17 protein-coding genes and 1 other RNA gene are annotated in these 20,418 nt (G+C 66.5%); 11 read left to right on the top strand and 7 right to left on the bottom strand.

Going from position 1 to position 20,418, the window contains the following annotated elements; translation table 11 throughout:
• Positions 1 to 658 precede the first annotated feature (658 nt).
• From L2D00_04315 to L2D00_04295, 5 genes are all read left to right on the top strand, one after another.
• A complete protein-coding gene (locus L2D00_04315) occupies positions 659 to 1,453 on the top strand; it encodes a DUF4159 domain-containing protein (GenBank protein WBQ14488.1) in 795 nt (264 codons plus the stop codon).
• A complete protein-coding gene (locus tag L2D00_04310) occupies positions 1,453 to 3,498 on the top strand; it encodes a hypothetical protein (GenBank protein WBQ13911.1) in 2,046 nt (681 codons plus the stop codon). Before L2D00_04315 ends, L2D00_04310 begins: the two co-directional genes overlap by 1 nt.
• A 77-nt stretch (positions 3,499 to 3,575) precedes the next feature.
• Positions 3,576 to 5,264: an amidohydrolase gene (locus L2D00_04305; GenBank protein WBQ13910.1), complete on the top strand. Its 1,689-nt coding sequence runs from the start codon at positions 3,576 to 3,578 to the stop codon at positions 5,262 to 5,264.
• 87 nt (positions 5,265 to 5,351) lie between these two features.
• Positions 5,352 to 6,410 carry a phosphotransferase family protein gene (locus L2D00_04300; protein ID WBQ13909.1) on the top strand — a complete coding sequence of 353 codons (1,059 nt, stop codon included), beginning with the start codon at positions 5,352 to 5,354 and terminating at the stop codon, positions 6,408 to 6,410.
• A 16-nt stretch (positions 6,411 to 6,426) separates the two neighbouring features.
• Positions 6,427 to 7,284, top strand: a complete 858-nt coding sequence (locus tag L2D00_04295) for a restriction endonuclease (protein WBQ13908.1) — start codon at positions 6,427 to 6,429, stop codon at positions 7,282 to 7,284.
• A gap of 10 nt (positions 7,285 to 7,294) precedes the next feature.
• Here L2D00_04295 and L2D00_04290 read toward each other — a convergent pair whose 3' ends face one another.
• From L2D00_04290 to ffs, 4 genes are all read right to left on the bottom strand, one after another.
• Entirely contained in the window at positions 7,295 to 7,711 is a 417-nt protein-coding gene (locus L2D00_04290; protein WBQ13907.1) for a hypothetical protein, read from the bottom strand.
• A 78-nt stretch (positions 7,712 to 7,789) separates the two neighbouring features.
• Positions 7,790 to 8,125: a YbaB/EbfC family nucleoid-associated protein gene (locus L2D00_04285; GenBank protein ID WBQ13906.1), complete on the bottom strand. Its 336-nt coding sequence runs from the start codon at positions 8,123 to 8,125 to the stop codon at positions 7,790 to 7,792.
• Positions 8,122 to 9,951, bottom strand: coding sequence for a DNA polymerase III subunit gamma/tau (locus L2D00_04280; protein WBQ13905.1), 1,830 nt, complete (start codon positions 9,949 to 9,951; stop codon positions 8,122 to 8,124). The genes L2D00_04285 and L2D00_04280 overlap by 4 nt, the downstream gene beginning before the upstream one ends.
• Positions 9,952 to 10,012: 61 nt before the next feature.
• Positions 10,013 to 10,111, bottom strand: an RNA gene (ffs, locus tag L2D00_04275) — signal recognition particle sRNA small type.
• 301 nt (positions 10,112 to 10,412) lie between these two features.
• On the opposite strand from ffs, the gene L2D00_04270 reads away from it, so the two are divergent.
• From L2D00_04270 to L2D00_04260, 3 genes are all read left to right on the top strand, one after another.
• Positions 10,413 to 10,745 (top strand): hypothetical protein, encoded by a 333-nt coding sequence (locus tag L2D00_04270; GenBank protein ID WBQ13904.1) that lies wholly within the window; start codon positions 10,413 to 10,415, stop codon positions 10,743 to 10,745.
• A 78-nt stretch (positions 10,746 to 10,823) separates the two neighbouring features.
• A complete protein-coding gene (locus tag L2D00_04265) occupies positions 10,824 to 11,762 on the top strand; it encodes an alpha/beta hydrolase (GenBank protein ID WBQ13903.1) in 939 nt (312 codons plus the stop codon).
• Entirely contained in the window at positions 11,759 to 12,628 is an 870-nt protein-coding gene (locus tag L2D00_04260) for a 50S ribosomal protein L11 methyltransferase (protein WBQ13902.1), read from the top strand. Before L2D00_04265 ends, L2D00_04260 begins: the two co-directional genes overlap by 4 nt.
• A 78-nt stretch (positions 12,629 to 12,706) precedes the next feature.
• On the opposite strand, the gene L2D00_04255 is transcribed toward L2D00_04260, so the two are convergent.
• Positions 12,707 to 13,387, bottom strand: a complete 681-nt coding sequence (locus tag L2D00_04255; protein WBQ13901.1) for a cytochrome c family protein — start codon at positions 13,385 to 13,387, stop codon at positions 12,707 to 12,709.
• Between the two features lie 117 nt (positions 13,388 to 13,504).
• A complete protein-coding gene (gene nudC, locus L2D00_04250; protein WBQ13900.1) occupies positions 13,505 to 14,386 on the bottom strand; it encodes an NAD(+) diphosphatase in 882 nt (293 codons plus the stop codon).
• A gap of 286 nt (positions 14,387 to 14,672) precedes the next feature.
• On the opposite strand from nudC, the gene L2D00_04245 reads away from it, so the two are divergent.
• The 3 genes from L2D00_04245 to mfd all read left to right on the top strand — a co-directional run bounded on the left by L2D00_04245 (position 14,673) and on the right by mfd (position 19,156).
• Complete coding sequence (locus L2D00_04245) at positions 14,673 to 15,185, top strand: porin family protein (GenBank protein WBQ13899.1); 513 nt, start codon at positions 14,673 to 14,675, stop codon at positions 15,183 to 15,185.
• Positions 15,186 to 15,317: 132 nt separating this feature from the next.
• Positions 15,318 to 15,560, top strand: coding sequence for a hypothetical protein (locus L2D00_04240; protein WBQ13898.1), 243 nt, complete (start codon positions 15,318 to 15,320; stop codon positions 15,558 to 15,560).
• Between the two features lie 110 nt (positions 15,561 to 15,670).
• The gene (gene mfd / locus L2D00_04235; GenBank protein ID WBQ13897.1) at positions 15,671 to 19,156 is read left to right on the top strand and encodes a transcription-repair coupling factor; all 3,486 of its coding nucleotides are present in this window, start codon (positions 15,671 to 15,673) and stop codon (positions 19,154 to 19,156) included.
• Here mfd and L2D00_04230 read toward each other — a convergent pair.
• Complete coding sequence (locus tag L2D00_04230) at positions 19,153 to 20,406, bottom strand: hypothetical protein (GenBank protein WBQ13896.1); 1,254 nt, start codon at positions 20,404 to 20,406, stop codon at positions 19,153 to 19,155. The two genes, mfd and L2D00_04230, sit on opposite strands and share 4 nt — an antisense overlap.
• Positions 20,407 to 20,418 lie beyond the last annotated feature (12 nt).

The following is a 20,418-nucleotide window of genomic DNA, read 5'->3' as shown; positions in this document are numbered from 1 at the left end:
GATGGCCTGGGAAGCGCCCCAGGGCATTGCGGCCTTTGCGGATGACAGTCCTTTCGCCGGCCTTGCGACGTCTCCCGAGGCGCGCGTAACGCGTCAGGTGCTCGCGGAACCCGGACCGGCGCTGGATGCGCGCGTCTGGGCGCGGTTGGAGGATGGCACGCCGCTGGTCACCGCAGACCGGCGCGGTAATGGGTGGCTGGTGCTGTTCCACGTCACGGCGGGGCCTGACTGGTCCAGCTTGCCTTTGTCAGGCCTGTATCCGGCCATGCTGGAGCGCGTCCTGGCCCTGTCAGGCGGCGCAGCGGCCCAGCCCGCGCAGGTGCAGGGCGGGGCCTGGAGGCTGGAGCGCATGCTGGACGGGGCCGGAGCGCTGGTGGACCCACGCGCTGATACCGACCCGGTCCCTGCTGATGAGTTTCACCTGGTACGGGCAAGTGCCCGCACCCCGCCGGGCATTTATGCCATCGGGGCAGCGAGTGCGCCGCTCAATGTCATGCGCCAGGGCGATGCGCTGGCTCCGCTGGCGCGCGATCTGCCGGGGGCGGTCTACGAGGCACGCGGCCAGGGGCGAGAGCTTCGCTTCGCCGGGGCCTTGCTGGCGTTGGCGTTGCTCATTCTTGCCATCGACGCCCTGATCGCGCTGACCCTGTCGGGGCGGATGCCGCGGGTGGCGGTCCCGCGCAGCACGGCCGCGATCGCGCTTGTGTTTGCGGCCGGCCTGGCTTTGCCCGCCCCGGCCGAAGCCGATGACGCGGCCAACGCGCTGGAAGTGCGCTTCGCCTATGTCCTCACCGGCGACAGCCGCATCGACTCCATCAGCCGGGCCGGGCTGGAGGGCGTGTCGCGCGAAGCCCGGCGGCGCAGTGCTGTCGAGCCGGGCACCCCGACGGCGGTGAACATCGAGACCGATGACATCCTGTTCTTCCCGATGGTCTATTGGCCGCTGACGCCGGAGGCGCCTGCGCTGTCAGATGAAGCCGCGGCGCGGGTCAGCGCGTACCTTCAGGGCGGCGGCCTGATCGTCTTTGACACCCGCGACGGACGCGACAGCGCCGGTGCCGGCCAGCCCCATCCCGGCCTGATGCGCACGCTGGAGCGCATCAATGTGCCACCCTTGCAGCGCATTGGTCCCGATCATGTCCTGGGCAAGACCTTCTATCTCCTGAGCGATTACCCCGGCCGCTATGCCGGTGGCGAGGTCTGGGTGGAGGCCAGCCGCGACGGGTCGGCGCGCGACGGCGTCTCCGGTCTGATCATCGGATCGGCCGACTGGGCTTCTGCCTGGGCGGCGGATGAGGCGGGCCGGGCGCTGGCCCCGGTCGAGGGCGGAGCGCGCCAGCGCGAGCTGGCCAACCGGTTTGGTGTCAATCTGGCGATGTATGCGCTCACCGGAAACTACAAGGAAGACCAGGTGCACGTGCCGGCCATCCTGCAGCGGCTGGGGCGCCAGTGATGGATGCAACCAGCCTGATCTTCGCGCCGCTGATCCCCGCCCCGGTGATCGCCGTGCTGGCGGCGCTGGCGCTGGCGGGTGCCGGGCTGGCTTTGGCGCGTGGTCTCAAGGGCTGGCTGTGGCGGACGCTGGCGGCGTTGGGGATCGCGGCCGCGTTGATGAACCCAGCACTGGTGCGCGAGGCGCGCGAGCCGCTGACCGATATCGCGCTTCTGGTGATCGATGACAGTGCCTCCATGGAGGTGGACGGGCGTGCCGCCGCCTCTGAGGCCGTGGCCGGGACGGCGCGTGCGCTGGCCGACCGTGACGGCTCGCTGGAGCTGGTGGAAGTGCGCGGCGGGCGCGCCGCCGACGGCACGCGCCTGATGGAGACGGTCCAGCGCGGCCTCGCCGGCATACCGCGTGAGCGCCTGGCCGGGGTGCTCGTCGCCTCGGACGGCCAGGTCCACGATGCGCCGGCCGACGGCGATGCACTGGGTCTGACCGCGCCCCTGCATCACCTGGTTACCGGCGACCCGCGGGCGCGCGACCGCCGCCTGATCATTTCCGAAGCGCCGCGCTACGGGTTGGTGGGCGAGCTGGTCAGTTTCACCTTGCGCGTCGAGGATGAAGCCGATGAGGGCGGGACCGCTCTGGTGACCCTGTCGGTGGATGGCGGCGAACCCATCGAGGCGCGCGTGGCCATAGGCCGCGAGGTGCAGGTCCAGGCTGAAATCCGAAATCGCGGAACCAATGTGGTCCAGATCGCCGTGGAGCCGGGCACAGAAGAGCTGACCCTGGTCAATAACCGGGCGGCGGTGAGCGTGACCGGAGTGCGCGACCGGCTGAGAGTGCTGCTGATCACCGGAGAACCCCATAATGGCGCAAGGGCTTGGCGCAATCTCCTGAAGTCTGACCCGAGCGTGGATCTGGTGCATTTCACCATTCTGCGCCCTCTCGACCGGGACGATTCAGTCCCCGCTGACGAGCTCGCTCTGATCGCGTTTCCGGTGTTCGAGCTATTCCAGATGCGTCTCGGCGAATTCGATCTGGTCATCTTTGACCGCTATCGCCGCCGCGGCATTCTGCGTCCGCTCTATTTTGAAAACATTGCCCGCTACGTGGAAGAAGGCGGCGCGCTGCTGGTCACCACGGGGCCGCCGTTTGCGGGTCCTGACAGCCTGGCGCGCACGGCGCTGGCAGGCGTTCTGCCGGCATCCCCGGACGGCACGGTGATCGAGACGCGTTTCACGCCGCGCATCTCCGAGGCCGGCGCGCGTCATCCCGTGACCGCGCCCATGGCGGGCGGTGAGGCGGGCTGGGGCGACTGGCACAGGCGCATCGGCGCGCGGTCGGTCGCAGGCGAGACCGTGCTGGAAAGCCCCGATGGCGCGCCACTGCTGACTCTGGCGCGGGCCGGCGAGGGTCGTGCGGCGATCCTTTTGTCTGATCAGGCCTGGCTGTGGGCGCGTGGGTATGACGGCGGCGGGCCGCATGATGAATTGTTCCGCCGGGTGGCCCACTGGCTGATGGGCGAGCCGGAGCTGGATGAGGAGCGCCTGACCGCCAGCGTGTCGGGCGGGCAGCTCTCGGTGACGCGCACCACGCTGGCTGAAACCGCACCGCCGCTCGAGATCGAATGGCCGTCGGGTGCCAGCCAGGTGCTGGACATGAGCGAGGTGGAGCCCGGGCGGTTCACAGCGGCCACCGACGCCGAGGAGCAGGGGCTGGTGCGCCTGCGCTCGGGCGATCTCACCGCAGTGACCGCGTCCGGCCCGCTCAATCCGCGCGAGTTCACCGATTTGCGTCCCGACCCCGAAGGTCTGTCCGCGCTGGCCGACGCCAGCGGTGGCGGGGTGTTCATGCTGGGGTCGGAGGTCAGCGTGCCGGACCTGCGGCGCACCCGCGCTGGCGTTCGCCAGGCCGGACCCAACTGGGCCGGGCTGCAACGCAACGAGGCCTATGTGGTCACCAGCGCCGAGCGTACGCCGCTGGCACCCGGGCTGGCGCTGGCGATTGTGCTGATGGGGCTGCTGGGCGGTGCCTGGCGCCGGGAGGGCCGGTAGCAGGCCGCCGGGCGATTTGGCGTCCGGGCCCCGGCGCGCTAGCGTGCGCAGGGACTCACTCGCGGGGAGGCGAAGACATGCGCATCATTCTGACAGGATTGGCGGTTCTGGCGCTGGCCGGCTGCCAGGATCCGGATTTGCCCGCCGCATCCGGAACGCCGGCTGCCGAGCGCATTTTTGAAGGGGGCGTGATCTATACCGGTGGCACGCAAAACCGTCAGGTGGACATGGTCGCTGTGGCGGGCGGCCGGATCGTGTGCGCAGGCGCGCCCGAGGCCTGTGAGGCCCATGCCGGCCCCGCGACCGAGCGCGTCGATCTAAATGGCGCGGCGATGTTTCCCGGCTTCACGGACGCCCATGTGCATATCCTGGGCGTGGGCCTGCGAGAGCTGAACCTCAATCTGGAAGGCGTGGGATCCATTGCCGAGCTGCAGGCGCGCGTCGCGGCCGCCGCTGATGGGGCCGTGGACGTGGTGGCGGGGCGCGGCTGGATCGAGACGCACTGGCCCGAAGGCCGCTTTCCCACCGCTGCCGATCTCGACGCCGTCGTGCCGGACCGCCCGGTCGTGCTGGTGCGCGCGGACGGGCATGCGCTGGTGGCCAATTCGGCTGCGCTGGCCGAGGCCGGGGTGACGGCGGATACGCCCGATCCCGATGGCGGTGAAATCCTGCGCGACGAGACCGGTGCGGCGACAGGGATGATCATCGACACGGCCATGGCGCCATTTTCCATCTTCCTGCGCGAGCCGGAAGGCGAGGCCCGGGTGCGTGCCTATGAGGCGGGCGCGCGCGTTCTGGCGGCGTCCGGCTGGACCGGCGCGCATTCCATGTCGGTGCGTTATGACGACGTGGATATTCTGGCGCAGCTGGCGCAAGAGGGCCGGCTGCCCCTGCGCGTCCATGTCTTCGCCAATCCCGAACACTATGACGCGGTGGCCGGGCGTGCACCGCGCGTCGAGGCCGGCGGCCGGGTGACCGCCAACGGGATCAAATTCTACATGGATGGCGCGCTGGGCTCGCGCGGCGCAGCGCTCCTGTCGCCCTATGACGACTCGCCGGGCTCGACCGGCTTGTTCATTGCGCGTGACGAGGCGAGCCAGGCGATGATGCGCCGGGCGCTGAAAGATGGCGTGCAGATATCCGCCCACGCCATCGGGGATGCGGGCAATCGCCGCCTGCTCGACTGGATGGAGGCGTCCCTGGACGCCGTGCCGGCCGGCGAACGCGCGAGGCCTGAGCCGCGCTGGCGGGTCGAGCATGCCCAGGTGCTGCACCCCGATGATATTGCGCGCTTCGGCGCGCTGGGCGTTGTCGCGTCCATGCAGCCCAGCCACGCCATCGGCGATCTGCACTTTGCGCCGGCGCGCATCGGGCTGCAGCGCCTGGAGGGCGCCTATGCCTGGCGGTCGCTGGTGGAGACCGGTGCCATTGTCGCGGGCGGGTCCGACGCGCCGGTGGAACGCGGTGAAGCGCGCATCGAGTTCTACGCCGCCGCCGTGCGCCGCGATCTCGAGGGCTACGCCGGGGAGGGGTGGAATTTGCATCAGGCGCTGGACCGCGACGATGCGCTGAAACTCTTCACCCTCTGGCCGGCCTGGACGGTTCATCTGGACGGGGATCTGGGCGAGATCGCCGTGGGCCAGCGCGCCGATTTCAGCGTGTTCGACACCGATCTGATGACCGCAGCCGACCTCGATCTGCGCGATGCCCGCCCTGTGATGACGGTCATCGATGGCGCTGTGGCGTGGCGCGCCGATGCCGAATGACCATCGCCCTTGAGGCGGGCGTCCGAACCGGGTGAACTGCACGCCGGACGCCGCTCCGTTTTGCCGCCTGCTCAGGAGACTGCCCGCATGTCCCAGCTTGATGACGCGTTTTCCGGCACCAAGGCGGTCGCCGACGCGCTGAAATTCGACCAGCGCGCGCTGGAAAACTGGATGGACCAGCATGTGGAGGGCTTTGCCGGACCGCTCACCGTCGAGCAGTTCAAGGGCGGTCAGTCAAACCCCACCTACAAGCTGACCACGCCGCGTCATTCTTATGTCCTGCGCCGCAAGCCGCCGGGCAAGCTCCTGCCCTCGGCCCATGCGGTCGAACGCGAATATCAGGTGATGAAGGCCTTGGGCGGGCAGGGTTTCCCCGCCCCGCACATGCATGCGCTGTGCGAGGACGAAAGCGTCATCGGCACGGCGTTTTACGTGATGGATTTTGTCGAGGGCCGGATATTCTGGGACGCCTATCTGCCCGATCTGGCGCCGGCCGAGCGTGCCGCGCTCTACGACGCGTCCAACGCCACGCTGGCGCAATTGCACGCCATCGACGTGGAGGCGGCGGGGCTGTCTGACTATGGCCGTCCGGGCAATTATTTCGAGCGCCAGATCGCACGCTGGACCAAGCAGTACAAAGCTGCCGAGACCACGCCCATCGCCGCCATGGACCGGCTGATCGAATGGCTGCCCGCCCATGCGCCGGCGCAGGAGCGCATCAGCGTGGTCCACGGCGATTATCGCCTCGACAACATGATCTTCCACCCCACCGAGCCGCGCGTCATCGCGGTACTGGACTGGGAATTATCCACGCTGGGCGACCCGCTGGCCGACTTCACCTACCAGCTGATGCAGTGGCGCACGCCCAAGGAAATCCGTTCCGGCTTTCTCGGCGTGGACCTGAAGGCGCTTGGCATCCCCACCGAAGATGAATACGTGGCCGCCTATTGCCGCCGCACCGGACGCGACGGCATCGAGAATCTCGATTTCTATTTTGTCTACAACATCTTCCGCCTGGCCGGCATCGCCCAGGGCGTATATGCGCGCTCGGTGCAGGGCAATGCCTCGAATGAGCGGGCCAAGGAGCTGGGCGCGCTGGTGGCGCCGATGGCCGATTATGCGTGGAGCATTGCGGAGAGGGCGTGAGCGAGGGGCGCACGTGATGGATATTCGAACGTGGCGTGACTATGAAAACTACATTTATGAAGAAATCTGTTTCAAGCTTCCCGGTGCTACTGTCACCAAGAATGCAAAGGTGGCTGGCAAAACATCAAAAATAGTTAGAGAAGTGGATGTCTGCGTCGTTGAAAAATTTGGAACTGATAAAATAATATCGGCGATAGATTGCAAATATTATAATAAGAAGGTTAGCATTAAAACAGTTGAATCCGCCATTGGTATGGCTGAAGATATTGGCTGCGACAGATTTATAATTGTTACGAATAAGGGGTATACGGACGCGGCCTATGAGCGGGTTTCCAGCCTTTCCAGCAACATTGAATTGGAAATCCTTTCGCCCACACAGCTCAGTCAATTTCAAGGCGCGTTCGGGATCCCTCATGCAGGGGGTGCTGGCGCGCTACTCCTTGCTCCATTTGCGTGGGTGATAGACAGTACGCGCTACGGGTTGGGTCCAGCAGTTATGTATCCTATCACACACTCGTTCGAGAGTGCGTTGTACCACACCAATTTCATGTATGTAGGTTTTTGGTTGAAAAGTAAAAATAACGATTCGATTGATGATCTTCATTCAATGATGGTGATGAGGGTAAGGTCATTTTACGGAAATGACGTTATAACAACATTGGTTCCGCACTTTCAAAATTCGGATCATCAAAGTGTGATTTCGAAATCAAATGCGCAAGCAAACCTTATTGAAATAAGAGGAATCTTAGATTTTGGCGAATATTTGTTCTTCTGCGTAGCAAACACCACAAGGCGGCACGAAAAGTCCGCAATCAGGAACATCAAGCACGTAGTTTGGCACACCAAGCCACTACGGCTCAAGTTCGAGCGCTAAGCGATTAGCCTCACCCCAGATGCGCGATAAACGGCGCGGCCAGCGCCAGCGCCATCACGGTCTCAAAACCCACTGCGCCCGCATTATAGCCAGTGACGGTCTCCTTGTGGCGGTCCAGCACCATGGAGGCCGCCCGGCCTATCGCCATGCCGCCCCAGTACAGCGCGACGGCAAAGCTGGCGCCCATCACCGCACCGGCCCCGGCCTGACCGCTCATGGCCAGGGTCAGCAGCACCGCGCCATGGGCCAGCACCAGCGCGCCGCCATAGCTGGCGCGAAATTCGGCGAAGCCGCCTTTCCAGCGCGGATCGGGGGCCAGGCGCACCACGCTCGCGCCCCATTGCGGTACGATCAGGCTTAACAGCCCCATGCACGCGCCAATCACGGCTGCGGCCGCTGCGATGATCCATTCTACCGGTAAGTCCATGAAACCGTGTCCCCGAATTGGCGTCTGTCATGCAAGATAGAGCGCGTTTGAGGATAGCAAAGCGACCAGGCGTGCGCCTCAGGGCTTGATCCCAAAGGGCATATCGAAACCGGGCGGCAGGGACATGCCGCTGGTGGCCTCGCCCAGCACCTTGGCCTGCGCGGATTCGGCCTTGCGCCGCGCGTCGGCGTGGGCCGCCTTGATGAGGTCTTCAAGCACTTCTTTTTCGTCCGGCGTGACGATGGACGGATCGATCGACAGCGCGCGCAGCTCGCCCTTGGCAGTCAGGGTGACGCGCACCAGGCCGGCGCCCGCTTCACCGGTGACTTCCAGCGTCTCCAGCCGTTCCTGCGCCTGGCGCATACGCTGTTGCATCTCCTGGGCCTGCTTCATCAGGCCGGCAAGGTCCTTCATCGCTGGGTCTCCTGGCGGTCTTGGGCGGGTTTGGCGGCCATGGGTGCCGGTTCCACGGCGATCAACTCGGCATCGGGAAAGGCGGCCAGCGCGCTGACCATGGCCGGGTCTTTCATCACCGTGTCGCGTTCGGCCTCGGCCTCGCGGCGGCGGCGGTCATGGACCGTCTCCTGGCCATTCCTGGCCGAGCTGTCCACCAGCCAGCGCGCACCGGTCTCGTCCTGAAGGAAGCGCGCCAGCCGTCCGCCCAGATCGGACGGCGCGCCGGGGGCCGGCTCATATGACAGGGCCCCAGGCCGCAAGGATACCAGCTTGACGTAGCGCTCCACATCCAGCTTCAGCCCGATTTCGCGGGCAGCCTCGATATCGGCGATCAGCGCGTCCAGACTATCCGGCCCGGGCAGGGCGTCGCCGATGGGTTCGTGATCGTCATACCCGGCGTCGTCGGCTGGCGGGGCTTCGGCAGGCGGGGGCGGGGCGGGGCGGCTGAACGGCACGATCTTGTTTTCAGGCCCGCGCGCCTCCGGCTGATCCGGAGCCGGTGCGGAGGGCAAGGCGGGCTGCGCCGCCGCCTGTGTTTCTGCGCGCGGGGCGCCGGCCAGCAGACGCGCGGCGTCTTCCGGCGAGGGCAGGCTGGCCGCACTCATCAGGCGGATCACGGCCATTTCCGCCGCCGAGGACGGGTCCGGCGCGGTGCGTACATCATCAAGGCCGGTCAGCGCCGTCTTCCACAGCCGTCCCAGCGAGGCCAGCGAATGGGAGTCAGACAGGGCCGCAAGGCGCGCAATGGTCTCTTTCGCCTCGCCCAGATCGGCGTCGGGACCGGCGGCCTTCAGGCGCGTCATGGCGTGCAGGTAATCCAGCAGGTCGCGCATCAGAACGACCGGGTCGGCACCCGAATCATACTGGTGGCGCAACTCAGAGAGCGCGTCCGCCGCGCGGTGCTCCAGCGCAGCCGCCAGAAGGTCGAGCACCCGCGTCCGGTCAGCCAGACCCAGCATGTCGCGCACCTGCGCGGCGCTCACCGGTCCGCCGCCTTCGGCCTGCACGATCGCCTGATCCAGCAAGGACAGCGCGTCACGCACCGAGCCTTCTGCGGCGCGGGCGATGGCCATCAGGCCTTCAGGCTCCACCGGTGCGCCTTCAGTCTCGCAGATTTTGGCCAGGTGCTCTGCCAGCACCGCGCGGTCAACGCGTTTCAGGTCAAAGCGCTGGCAGCGGCTGAGCACGGTCACCGGCACTTTGCGGATTTCCGTGGTGGCGAAGATGAATTTCACGTGCGGCGGCGGCTCTTCCAGCGTCTTCAGGAGCGCGTTGAAGGCCGAGGTGGACAGCATGTGCACCTCGTCAATGATGTAGACCTTGTAGCGCGCGCTGACCGGTGAATAGCGCAGGCCGTCCAGCAATTCGCGAATGTCGCCGACGCCGGTGCGCGAGGCGGCGTCCATTTCCATCACGTCCACATGGGAGGATTTGGTGATGGCCGCGCAATGAATGCCCGGCGGATCCAGATTGATCGACGGTGTCTTGATGGTGTCGGTTTCGAAATTGAGCGCCCGGGCGATCAGGCGGGCCGTGGTGGTCTTGCCGATCCCGCGCACGCCGGTGAGCATGTAGGCATGGGCGATGCGCCCGGCGGCGAAGGCATTGGTGAGGGTGCGCACCATCGGCTCCTGGCCGATGAGATCGGGAAATGTCTGCGGGCGGTATTTGCGCGCAAGCACCTGATAGCCCGCCGGTCCCGCTGGCGCCGGCTCGAAGCCGGGCAGGGCGGGGCTGTCGCTGCTGTCCGGGGCGTCGGGGCCGGGCGCGTCGTCGTCCATCATGGGATATCAGGCTCCCGCGCGTGCGAACCCGGCGATACGGGCCTTGAAAGAGGCGGAAGGTGGCGGAAGGCCGGACGGCGACCCGAACCAAAACTCGTTACGGCTGCTTCCTTCCGGACCTGACCGGGTTGGCGAGGGGCTCGTCCGCCGCCGACCTTCCTATAAATGATTATCGGGGCTGGCCGGTGCAGATGCAAGCGGGCGGCGCTGCGGTTTGCCGACGGCTCGAGGGCATTCCATCATTTTCATGATGGTTTTTGTGCAGTGCCGCATACTCGCCGCGATTGCGCCCTTTTTCGTCTCTAGGAAGCCCGCGGCAGCAGAGGTGCCCAGCGCGGGTCTGCAGCCTCATGGCAAGTTTGCCGGCGCGGCCTGTCAAGACGCGCGCCGCTGAGCTGCCGCCTTGGTATCTGATTGAGCTTTGCGCGGTGACGGCGCAGCGGGGCAGAAAGAGTTGAACGATGGAACAGAACAGCCGCTTCATCACCCTGGCTTTTCGCATGTGGCGTGAGGTCAAGGAAAACGAAGGCGCGCAGCCGCCGGCCCATCTTCTGGCCGCTGTGGCCAGCGTCCCCAGCGCCGACTGGGATGATCTGACCTCGAAACTGGCGCTCTGGCGCTGGGTCCATGATGGGCTCAACAGCCCGGACGCCAAGCCTGCTCCGGCTGACAAGCTGGTCTATTCGATCTATCGCGATGCCTTGCGTCTGGCGAACAAGCCTGATTACGCCCAGGTCGTCGATGACGAGACCGACTTCTTCGCCGAAATGCTGTCGGACGCGCGCGCGGCCTGACGCGGCGCTGACCCGGACGGCTTTCTCAATCCGGGCTGTGATGACATAAGCGGCGCGTGACCATGAGGGGAACGCGCCATGATCAGCCGTCTGCCATTCATCATCCTGGTTGCGTTGCTGGCGGCCTGCGGGCCGCGCAGCGCGCCGGACGACGCGCCGGTTGATCCGTACGCGGCGGAGCGTCCGATCCGGTTCACCACTCTGATGGAGCGTGAGCGCCCCGCTGCCGATCACCGGATCGCCTATGGACCCGGCGAGCATCAATTTGGCGAGCTTTGGCTGCCGGAAGGGCCGGGACCGCACCCGCTGGTGATCATGATCCATGGCGGGTGCTGGCTCGCGAGCATGCCAGGGCTGGAACTGCAGGACCTGACATCGGGTGATCTGCGCGCACGGGGCTTCGCGGTCTGGAATCTGGAATATGCCCGCATCGGGCACGACACAGGCGGCTGGCCCGGCACATTTCTCGACATCTCAGCCGGCGTGGACCATGTCCGCAGGCTGGCTGACGACCATGCCATCGACCTCAATCGTATGGTCCTGACCGGGCATTCAGCCGGAGGCCATCTGGCAGTCTGGGCGGCCGCGCGCGGGCGAATCGCGGACGGACCGTTGGCCGTTGACGCGCCCTTGCCGGTCGCGGGTGTCATCGCGCTGGCCGGCATTCCGGATCTCGAGGCGTTTGCGGCCGACGGCCCGGGACGCTGCGGCGAACCGGACACAGTGATGTCGCTGGCCGGCGCTGATCGCGGCGGTGACCGTTTTGCGGACACCTCTCCGGCGCGTCTCTTGCCACTGGGCGTGGCCCAAGTGGTCATTTCGGGCGAGCTTGACGCCATCATTCCCCCGGCCTTGGGAACCCGCTATGCCCGGACCGCACAAGCGGCCGGTGACCCGGTGAGGGAGATCGTCGTGCCGGAGGCCGGGCATTTTGAACTGATTGACCCGGCCGCCCCGGCCTGGGCAGTGATTGTCGGCGAGATTGAGCGCCTGCTGGCGCATGAGGTGAGGGAATGAGTGTTTTGTGGCGGGTTGAAGCGCGCGGCCCCATGGCCGCACTGCGGGAGGTTCTGGCTGTTTTGGACGCCGTTCCAGAGCCTCTGGCCCTGAGCTGGTCGCTGTTCGAGGACGGGTCGGAAGTGGCCGGTCGCCTCGATATATTGTGCGAGACGATGACCGCCGCCGAAGCCATGGCGGCGACGCCGGGGCTGGATGCGGTGTCCATCGATGTTCACATCGCGCCCTTGCCCGAGGAAGACTGGGTCGCGCTGTCCCTGAAAGGGCTGCCGCTCGTGCAGGCCGGTCGCTTCGCCGTGTACGGTGCCCATGCTGCGGAAGATCTGGCACCAGGCTGCATCGGTCTGGAAGTGGAAGCCGGTCCCGCCTTCGGCACCGGCCATCACGCCACGACGCGTGGCTGTCTTGAGGCTGTGGACCGCATCGAGCGCGAGGGCTTTGAGCCCGCCAGCGTGCTGGATCTGGGTGCCGGGTCAGGACTGCTCGCCATTGCGGCAGCCAAGCTGTGGCCGGGCGCGCAGATCATCGCCACGGACATCGATTGTGAATCCGTCGCCGAGACCCTGGTGAACGCACAGAAGAATGGCGTGGCCCCGCGGATCGAGTCGATCGAGGCGGACGGTTATGACCATCCGGTGTTCGAGGGGCGCCGGTTCGACCTGATCTTCGCCAATATCCTGGCTGGCCCGCTCATCACCCTGGCTGAACAGTCTGCAGGTCATCTGGCACCGGGCGGCCGGGTCATCCTTGCCGGGCTCCTGGATGAACAGGCGGACCGTGTCAGTGAGGCGTATGTGAAGGCCGGACTGACCCCTGCGGCCGGGCAGTCCCAAGACGGCTGGACCATTCTGGTGTTCCACGCCTGATCCCGGCCTGGCAGAAACGAAAAAGGCGCGCGCTGTGCAGCGCGCGCCTCTTCTTGTGTGCGTCGTGAGGGGCGGGGCCTAAAGCGCGCCGCCATCCTCGTCCGCAGGCTCCTGGCTGTCGTCTCCGGCTTCTGCAGGGGAGGCGTCCGCCGCCATGGGTTCGGCTTCGGGCCCGGCAACGCTGTCGTCACCGGCTGGCGCTGCGGCCAGAGGGTCGGGCAGGGCCAGAGGATCATCATCCTGGCTGCGCATGTAGGCAATGATGTTGATGCGCTCTTCCTGGTTCCGCAGGCCCGCGAAGCTCATGGAGGTTCCCGGAACATAGCCGCGCGGGTTTTCGAGATACTCGTACATGTTCTCGAACAGCCAGCGCGTGCCGCCCGAGCCATAGGCGTTCATGGCGCCGGAGTAATTGAAGCCGGCCACCTCTGCGACGCCGCGGCCCATCACACCCCACAGATTCGGTCCGGTGCCATTCGCGCCGCCATCGTTGAAGGTATGGCAAGCCGCGCAGCGGCGCGCGACGCGCTCGCCTGCGGACAGGTCGGCGCTGGCCAGAAGAAGGCCGAAGTCCACCGGGCCGCTCTCGATGTCCTCCACCGGCGCAGCCGATTGCAGCGCGGCGAGATCAATCGGATAGGCGAGTTCCGCGGTCTTCGAACCGCCAAACACGATGTTGGACAACTCGCCCAGCGCCATCATGAACAGGGCCACGGCGAGGATCACGCCCGCCACCTTGTTGAAGAAAAGATCGCCCATCAGCGCCCTCGACAGATTTCATTGATTACGGGCCGGGTGTTTGGCACGCCCGGCCCGGCGAAGCAACCGGTACACACGCCTAATCCATGTAACGCAAGTCGCCGCGGACAAGACGCGTCACAGGGTCGCGCCGTCATCGCGTCCAAGCCAGCGCTCGATCAGCAATCTGGAAATCGAGAAGTGGCGCGGGGCCCAATTGGCCATCGCACCGTCATAGAGTTCGCGCACCTCGTCACGGGTGAACCATCTGGCGTCTTCGAGATCGTCGTCCGGCTGCACCTCGCCGTCCTCGACTTCGGCCAGAAAGCCGATCATCAGCGCGGAGGGGAAGGGCCAGGGCTGGTTGGCCACATACTCGGTGCGCAGCACTTTGAGGTGAACTTCCTCCGCCGTCTCGCGCGCACAGGCCGCCTCAAGCGTTTCGCCCGGCTCCACGAAGCCGGCCAGCGTCGCGTACATGCCTGGCGGCCAGCTGGGCTGGCGGCCCATCACACACCGGTCGCCCGAATAGGGCAGCAGGATAATGGAGGGATCGGTGCGCGGATAATGCTCCATACCGCAGGACGGGCAGGTCAGGCGAAGCCCGCCGTCGAAGAACTCGTTCTTCGACCCGCAATTGGAGCAAAAACGCCTGCGACCGGACCACATGAGGATGGAGCGGGCCCGCCCGAAAACGCAAGCCAGCTCCGGTGCCAACTGCATGGCCGTCATGCGGAAATCCGGGCCGCGCTCGGCAAAGCCGTTTTCCAGCGCGCCAGCAAACCAGGGCGCGCCGTTTTGCAGGCCGATGAAGATCAGGCCGGGCCATTTCAGCGCCAGGCCGGAGGCGATGCCCGCCGGCAGAACCAGCGGCGTGCCGTCCTCGGCCAGGGCGATGGAGCCTCCGGCGAACAGAACAGCGCGGCCCTCGGCGTGCACATGCTGCTGCGCCATCCAGTCGGGGTTCGCCCGCTGCAGGCCGGCATGGTCGAGAAGCGAATCGGTAAAGGTCAGACGCATGGGCGCGCCTTAGCGCGGTTGCTGTCCGGTGGCCAGTGCGCGGTCTGATGTCAAACATGACATCCACTTAATTAAATAGCTGAAATATCTTGGTTATGTTGGGCACAAAGGGGCCACATTCAGGTCGGTTCAGCCACACTTCTGCCTGTGTGCGTATCTTGTTCGCCACCACCTCATTCGCAGAACGGTCACAGATGCCAGGAGCGGCTTGCTGCCCCGTGGCGGGAGGCGCTTGTCTTGTGACGGGCCGGACGCGTTCCGGTTCTAACAACAAGGAAAACAACTCATGAAAACGATTCTCCTCTCCACCGCCGCAGCGCTGGTTCTGGCGTCGGGCGCTTCGGCTCAAGACGGCCGCACCCATATCGGCGGCGGTGTCGCCCATTTCGACGCTGACGGTGCCAACTTCAATGCCATTTACGTGCGCGGCGGGTTCGACTTGACCGCGTTCTTTGGCGTGGAAGCCGAGGGCCAGATCGGCATTCAGGATGACGAAGTGGCGATCGGTGGCGGACTGACCGCCGATGTCGGCCTCAATTATGGCCTCGCTGGCTTTGCCAAAGCGCAATACCCGGTGTCCGAGCAATTCTCCGTGTTCGCCCGTGCCGGCTATGCGTGGGGTGAATTTGACGCGTCGGCGTCCGGCCTCACCATCCAGGAAGACAATGACGGCCCGGCCTATGGCGTGGGTGCCGAGTGGGCGTTCTCGGGTCCGAACGCGATTCGCTTCGACTACACCCGGTATGACTTCGACGGCGATGCGAATGTCTGGACGCTCGGCTACGTCCGCCGCTTCTAGGTCGTAGCCGCCTGCCTGAGCGTGGCATGAAGGCCCTTGCGCTGCGGCGCAGGGGCTTTTTGCTGCCCTGCGCTTGACGCGAATGCGAGTGAGTCGCAAGATGGTGATCCCGGAACGCCAGAAGGACTCGCCATGCCTCATGCCAGCGCCCAGGTCATCGCCTTTCCCGGCCCGCGCAGCCTGGCTCAGCGGGCAGGGCCGGCGCGCGGCCCCGGGCCGAGCCCCCTGTCCGATTCCGTGCGTGACTGGCTGATGACCCAGGAGACCGTAATCGGCCACTGGCGCGAGCGCCTGGTAGCCGAGGGCGCAGATTGGCGCATGGTGGTCATCCTTGATCAGCACGCGGCCTTTCTGCGTGAGGCTTGCGAGCTATAAACGCGCCTCGCGTCTTGACCTGCGCGCAGGCTGGGGCTTGAACAACCTGCCTTGACCCGGGGGCGAATATTCGCCTCGCGGGCCCATTGGCGTTCTGGAAGGGCCGCTCCTTGAACGATCTTGACCGTATTGCCCGCACCCCCGGTGCGCTGACAGTCTGTGGCGCGCCGGATGGGTTTGATGCGCTGATCTTTTGTGATGCGCTGCGGGCCCGCGGCGGGCTCGGCCTGTACATCGCCGCTGACGAGGCGCGCGCCAGCGCGTTTGACGCGGCAGTGCGATTCTTCGCGTCTGATCTGGACCGCCTGCGCCTTCCGGCCTGGGATTGTCAGCCCTATGACCGGATCAGCCCCAGCCCGCGCACAGCCGCGCGCCGGGCAGGGGGGCTGCACCGCCTGGCCCAACGAACGGCGAATGACAGCCCGCTTCTGGTGATCACCACGGTCAACGCGGTGGTCCAGCGGTGTGCGCCGCGTGATGCGATGGCCGGTGGCGGCTTGTCTGCGCGTCCGGGCGAAATACTCGACAGCGAAGTGCTCAAGACCCATCTGACCACGAACGGCTACGTGCGCGCCGCCACCGTAACCGAGCGCGGCGATTATGCCGTACGCGGCGGCGTGATCGACGTGTTTCCCGCCGATGCGTCCGAGCCGGTGCGCCTGGATTTCTTCGGTGACAGCCTGGAAAGCGTGCGCGCCTTCGATCCCGAAACCCAGCGCACCACACGCCAGCTCAAGGCAGTCCGGTTCACGCCGGTCAGTGAAGTTCTGCTGGACGCCGCCGCGATCTCGCGCTTCCGCACCGGGTTCCTGAAGCGTTTCGGCGCGGCCGGATCAGGCGATATTGTCTATGACGCGGTCAGCGCCGGGGCCCGCCCGGCCGGAGCCGAGCACTGGCTGCCCCTGTTCCACGATCATCTCGACACGGTCTTTGATTATGCGGGCAAAGACGCGCTGATCGGCCTCGATCCGCTGGCACGGCCCGCGCTGGAAGAGCGGCTGGAACTGGTTCGGGACTATTACGAGGCCCGCCAGGAGGCCCAGAAATCCGGTGCCGGGGCCATGGGCGCGCCGGCCTATCGCGCCATTGAACCCAAAGCCATGTTCCTGGATGAAGACGAGTGGGAGGCGGCGCTGGGCGCGCGCTCGGTGCGCCGCTTCACCAGCTTTCAGGAACCCGGCGAGCACGTGCTGGACGCGGGCGGCAAGCAGGGCCGCAGCTTCGCCGCCGAGCGGCAGGGCGACCAGAACGTGTTTGAAGCTGCCGCGCGGCACGCCGCCAGCGTGCGCCAGACTGGCAAGCGGGTTCTGTTCGCCAGCTGGAGCGAGGGGGCATCAGAGCGCCTGGGTGGCGTTCTGGGTGAACATGGACTGTCGCCGGTTCAAGCCGTAGGCAGCTGGGACGAGGCGTTGCGCCTGCCCGGCAAAGCCATTGCGCGCATCGTCATGCCGCTGGAACACGGGTTTGAAACGCCCGATTTCGTCGTCATTTCCGAGCAGGATGTTCTGGGCGACCGCCTCGCCCGGCCGCGCAAGCGCCGCAAGGCCAGCGATGTCATCGCCGAAGCCGGCGCGCTGACCCCCGGCGACCTGGTCATCCACGCCGATCATGGTCTGGGCCGATATATGGGCCTCAAAACCCTGAACGTGACCGGCGCGCCCCATGACTGCCTGGAGCTTGAATATGCCGGGGAGTCTCGGCTCTACCTGCCGGTTGAGAATATCGAACTGTTGTCGCGCTATGGCGCTGACAGCGAGACCGCGCAGCTGGACCGGCTGGGTGGCGCGGCCTGGCAGGCGCGCAAGGCCAAGGCCAAGAAGCGCCTGCGCGATATGGCTGACCAGCTGATCCGCATCGCTGCAGCCCGCAATGCGCGGGACGCCGAGGTGATCGAGGCCCCGTCCGGCCTGTATGACGAGTTCGCGGCGCGCTTCCCCTTTGCGGAAACCGACGACCAGCTCAGCGCCATCGAGGATGTGTTCGAGGACCTCAAGAAGGGCCGTCCGATGGACCGGCTGATCTGTGGCGACGTCGGCTTCGGCAAGACCGAGGTCGCCCTGCGCGCGGCCTTCATCACCGCCATGAGCGGGCGTCAGGTGGCGGTGGTCACGCCCACGACTCTGCTGGCGCGCCAGCACTATTCCACGTTTGCCGAGCGATTCCGCGGCTGGCCGGTCCAGGTGCGCCAGCTGTCGCGGCTGGTCCCGGCCAAGGACGCCGCACTGACACGCAAGGACCTGGCCGAAGGGCGATGCGACATCGTCGTGGGGACACACGCCCTGCTGGCCAAGACTATCGAGTTCAAATCGCTGGGCCTGATGATCATCGACGAGGAGCAGCATTTCGGGGTCAAGCACAAGGAGCGGCTCAAAGAGCTGCGCACCGACGTGCACGTGCTCACGCTGACCGCCACGCCGATTCCGCGCACGCTGCAGCTGGCCATGTCGGGCATTCGCGATCTGACCATCATCGCGACGCCCCCCGTCGACCGCCTGGCGGTGCGAACCTATGTGACGCCGTTTGATCCGGTGACCGTGCGCGAGGCGCTGCTGCGCGAACGCTACCGGGGCGGTCAGAGCTTCTTTGTGGCACCGCGCATCACCGATCTCGACGAGATCGCCACCTTCATGCGCGAGCAGGTGCCCGAAGTCAGCTTCACATTGGCTCATGGCCAGATGGCGGCCAGCCAGCTGGAAGACATCATGACGGCGTTCTACGAGGGCCGGTACGATGTTCTGGTGTCCACCTCCATCGTGGAATCCGGCATCGATATTCCCACCGCCAACACACTGATCGTCCACCGCGCCGACCGGTTCGGCCTGGCCCAGCTCTATCAGCTGCGCGGACGGGTCGGCCGCTCCAAGGCGCGCGCCTACGCCTATCTGACCACGCCCGCCAACCAGTCCATGACCGAAGGCGCGGACAAGAGGCTCAAAGTTCTGCAATCGCTGGATAATCTGGGCGCGGGCTTCACGCTGGCCAGCCATGATCTGGACCTGCGCGGTGGCGGCAATCTGCTGGGCGAGGAGCAGTCGGGCCATATCCGCGATGTGGGAGTGGAGCTGTATCAGGCCATGCTCGAAGAGGCCGTCGCCTCGCTGCAGGGGCAGGCCCCGGAAGACAATCGCGACTGGTCGCCGGCCATCAATGTGGGTGCCGCGGTGCTGATCCCGGACCATTACGTGCCCGATCTGGACGTGCGCATGGCGCTCTACCGCCGCCTGTCGGGGCTGGAGACCAAGGCTGAACGCGAAGGCTTCGCCGCCGAGTTGATCGACCGGTTCGGCCCGCTGCCTGAAGAGGTGGAGAGCCTGATGCAGGTGGTCGCCATCAAGGGTCTGTGCAAGCGCGCCGGGGTGTCCAAGCTGGACGCCGGGCCCAAGGGCGCGGTCGCGACCTTCCGCGAGCACGCCTTCGCCGATCCGGCCGCTCTGGTGGATCTGATGACGCGCCGGCCGCTGGACTACAAGCTGCGCCCGGACAATTCCATCGTGCTGCGGGGCGATTTCCCGGAGATCATCGACCGCCTCAAGGGCGTGCAGCGCCTGCTGGCGCCGATCGCGGATGCGGCGAGGCGCGCCCGCGACGCCGCCTAGCCGGTAGCGGCGCGGGCCGCCGGTTCGGGCGCGAACGCCAGGGCGAGGGCGGCTTTGGCGTCGGCTCCGGCGGGCGGTTCACACACCTGGCTGCGCACATCCAGCAGGAACGGACGCAACGGGTCGCTGCCCTCATAGGCCGTACATTCGGCGATGGCTGCGACCCGGGCGGCCACCAGCCGGGCGTCTTCAGTGCGGGTATTGGGCAGGGCGAGCCAGAAGCGTCCCGGTCCCTGACGCACGGCGAGGTCCTCGGCGCGCACGCAGTGACGCAGCATGGCCGCGAACTGGTTCAGCGCAGCAGACGCGTGGGCCGGTCCGCAATCGGCCGGCGCCTCGGCGGTCAGGCCCACCAGCGCCAGCGCCTGTCCGCGATCCTGGGCGCGCATCAGCAGCGATGTCAGGTGGCGCTCGCCAAACCCGGATGCAAACAGATCGCTGTGGGTGTCGAGAAAGCCGGGGGCCCGGCAGGCTTCCAGCAAAGTCTTGGCACGCCGCCGCCGGCGGCGCTCGGCGGCCAGGCCTGTGATGCGCGTGCGCATGTCGGTGTCGTCCGCGCGCGCCGAGACCAGATCCGACGCCCCGCGCGCAAATGCCTCGTCCGCGCCGGCATAAGAATCGCTGCGCGTCATCAGAACCGCGGGCGTGTGGTACAGGCGCGTATTGCGGCGCATGGCCGAGCACACCGTGTGGGCCAGATCGGGATCGGGCTCGGCGTTGAGCACCACGGCGTCAAACGGGCGTTCATGGAGATAGTCGAACGCGGTGAACGTCGAGAAGGCTGCGACTGTCTCCACATTGGCACCGCGCAGCGCATGCTCCAGGCGCAGGAAGCCCGGGCTGGGGGCACCGACGAACAGCACGCCGCCGCTGTCTGTGCCGGTTGGCATGGCGGCAGGGGCGGCGCCCGCAGCCCGCGCATCCTCGGCGCGCAGCCGGGCGGCGTCTTCCAGCACGCTCAGGCGGATCAGCGCGCGCAAGCGTGCCGCAATCTGAATGGGATGAGCCCCGGCCTGCAACCGCCCGCCGGCGCCGGACGCCGTGTGATCGCCGACGGCCAGATGGACCCGGTCGGCAATGTCACTGGCGCGCACCGGGCTGAAAGAAACCACCGCTTCGAAGGCGTGCGACTGTGCCGCGTTGTCCGGCCCGGCCATGGTGACATCGAAGCCCAACGGGCGCAGACCGGCGACCGCGTCGATAGCGGCGTCGCCCTTGGCAATCACCAGGATCGAATACGCCCGGCCCATGCTCCCCCCGCG

It is taken from the genome of Hyphomonadaceae bacterium BL14, assembly GCA_027627705.1.
Classification (GTDB): Bacteria; Pseudomonadota; Alphaproteobacteria; order Caulobacterales; family Maricaulaceae; genus Oceanicaulis.
Note: the sequence above shows the minus strand (reverse complement) of the source record. Positions and strands in the feature narration are given on the sequence as shown.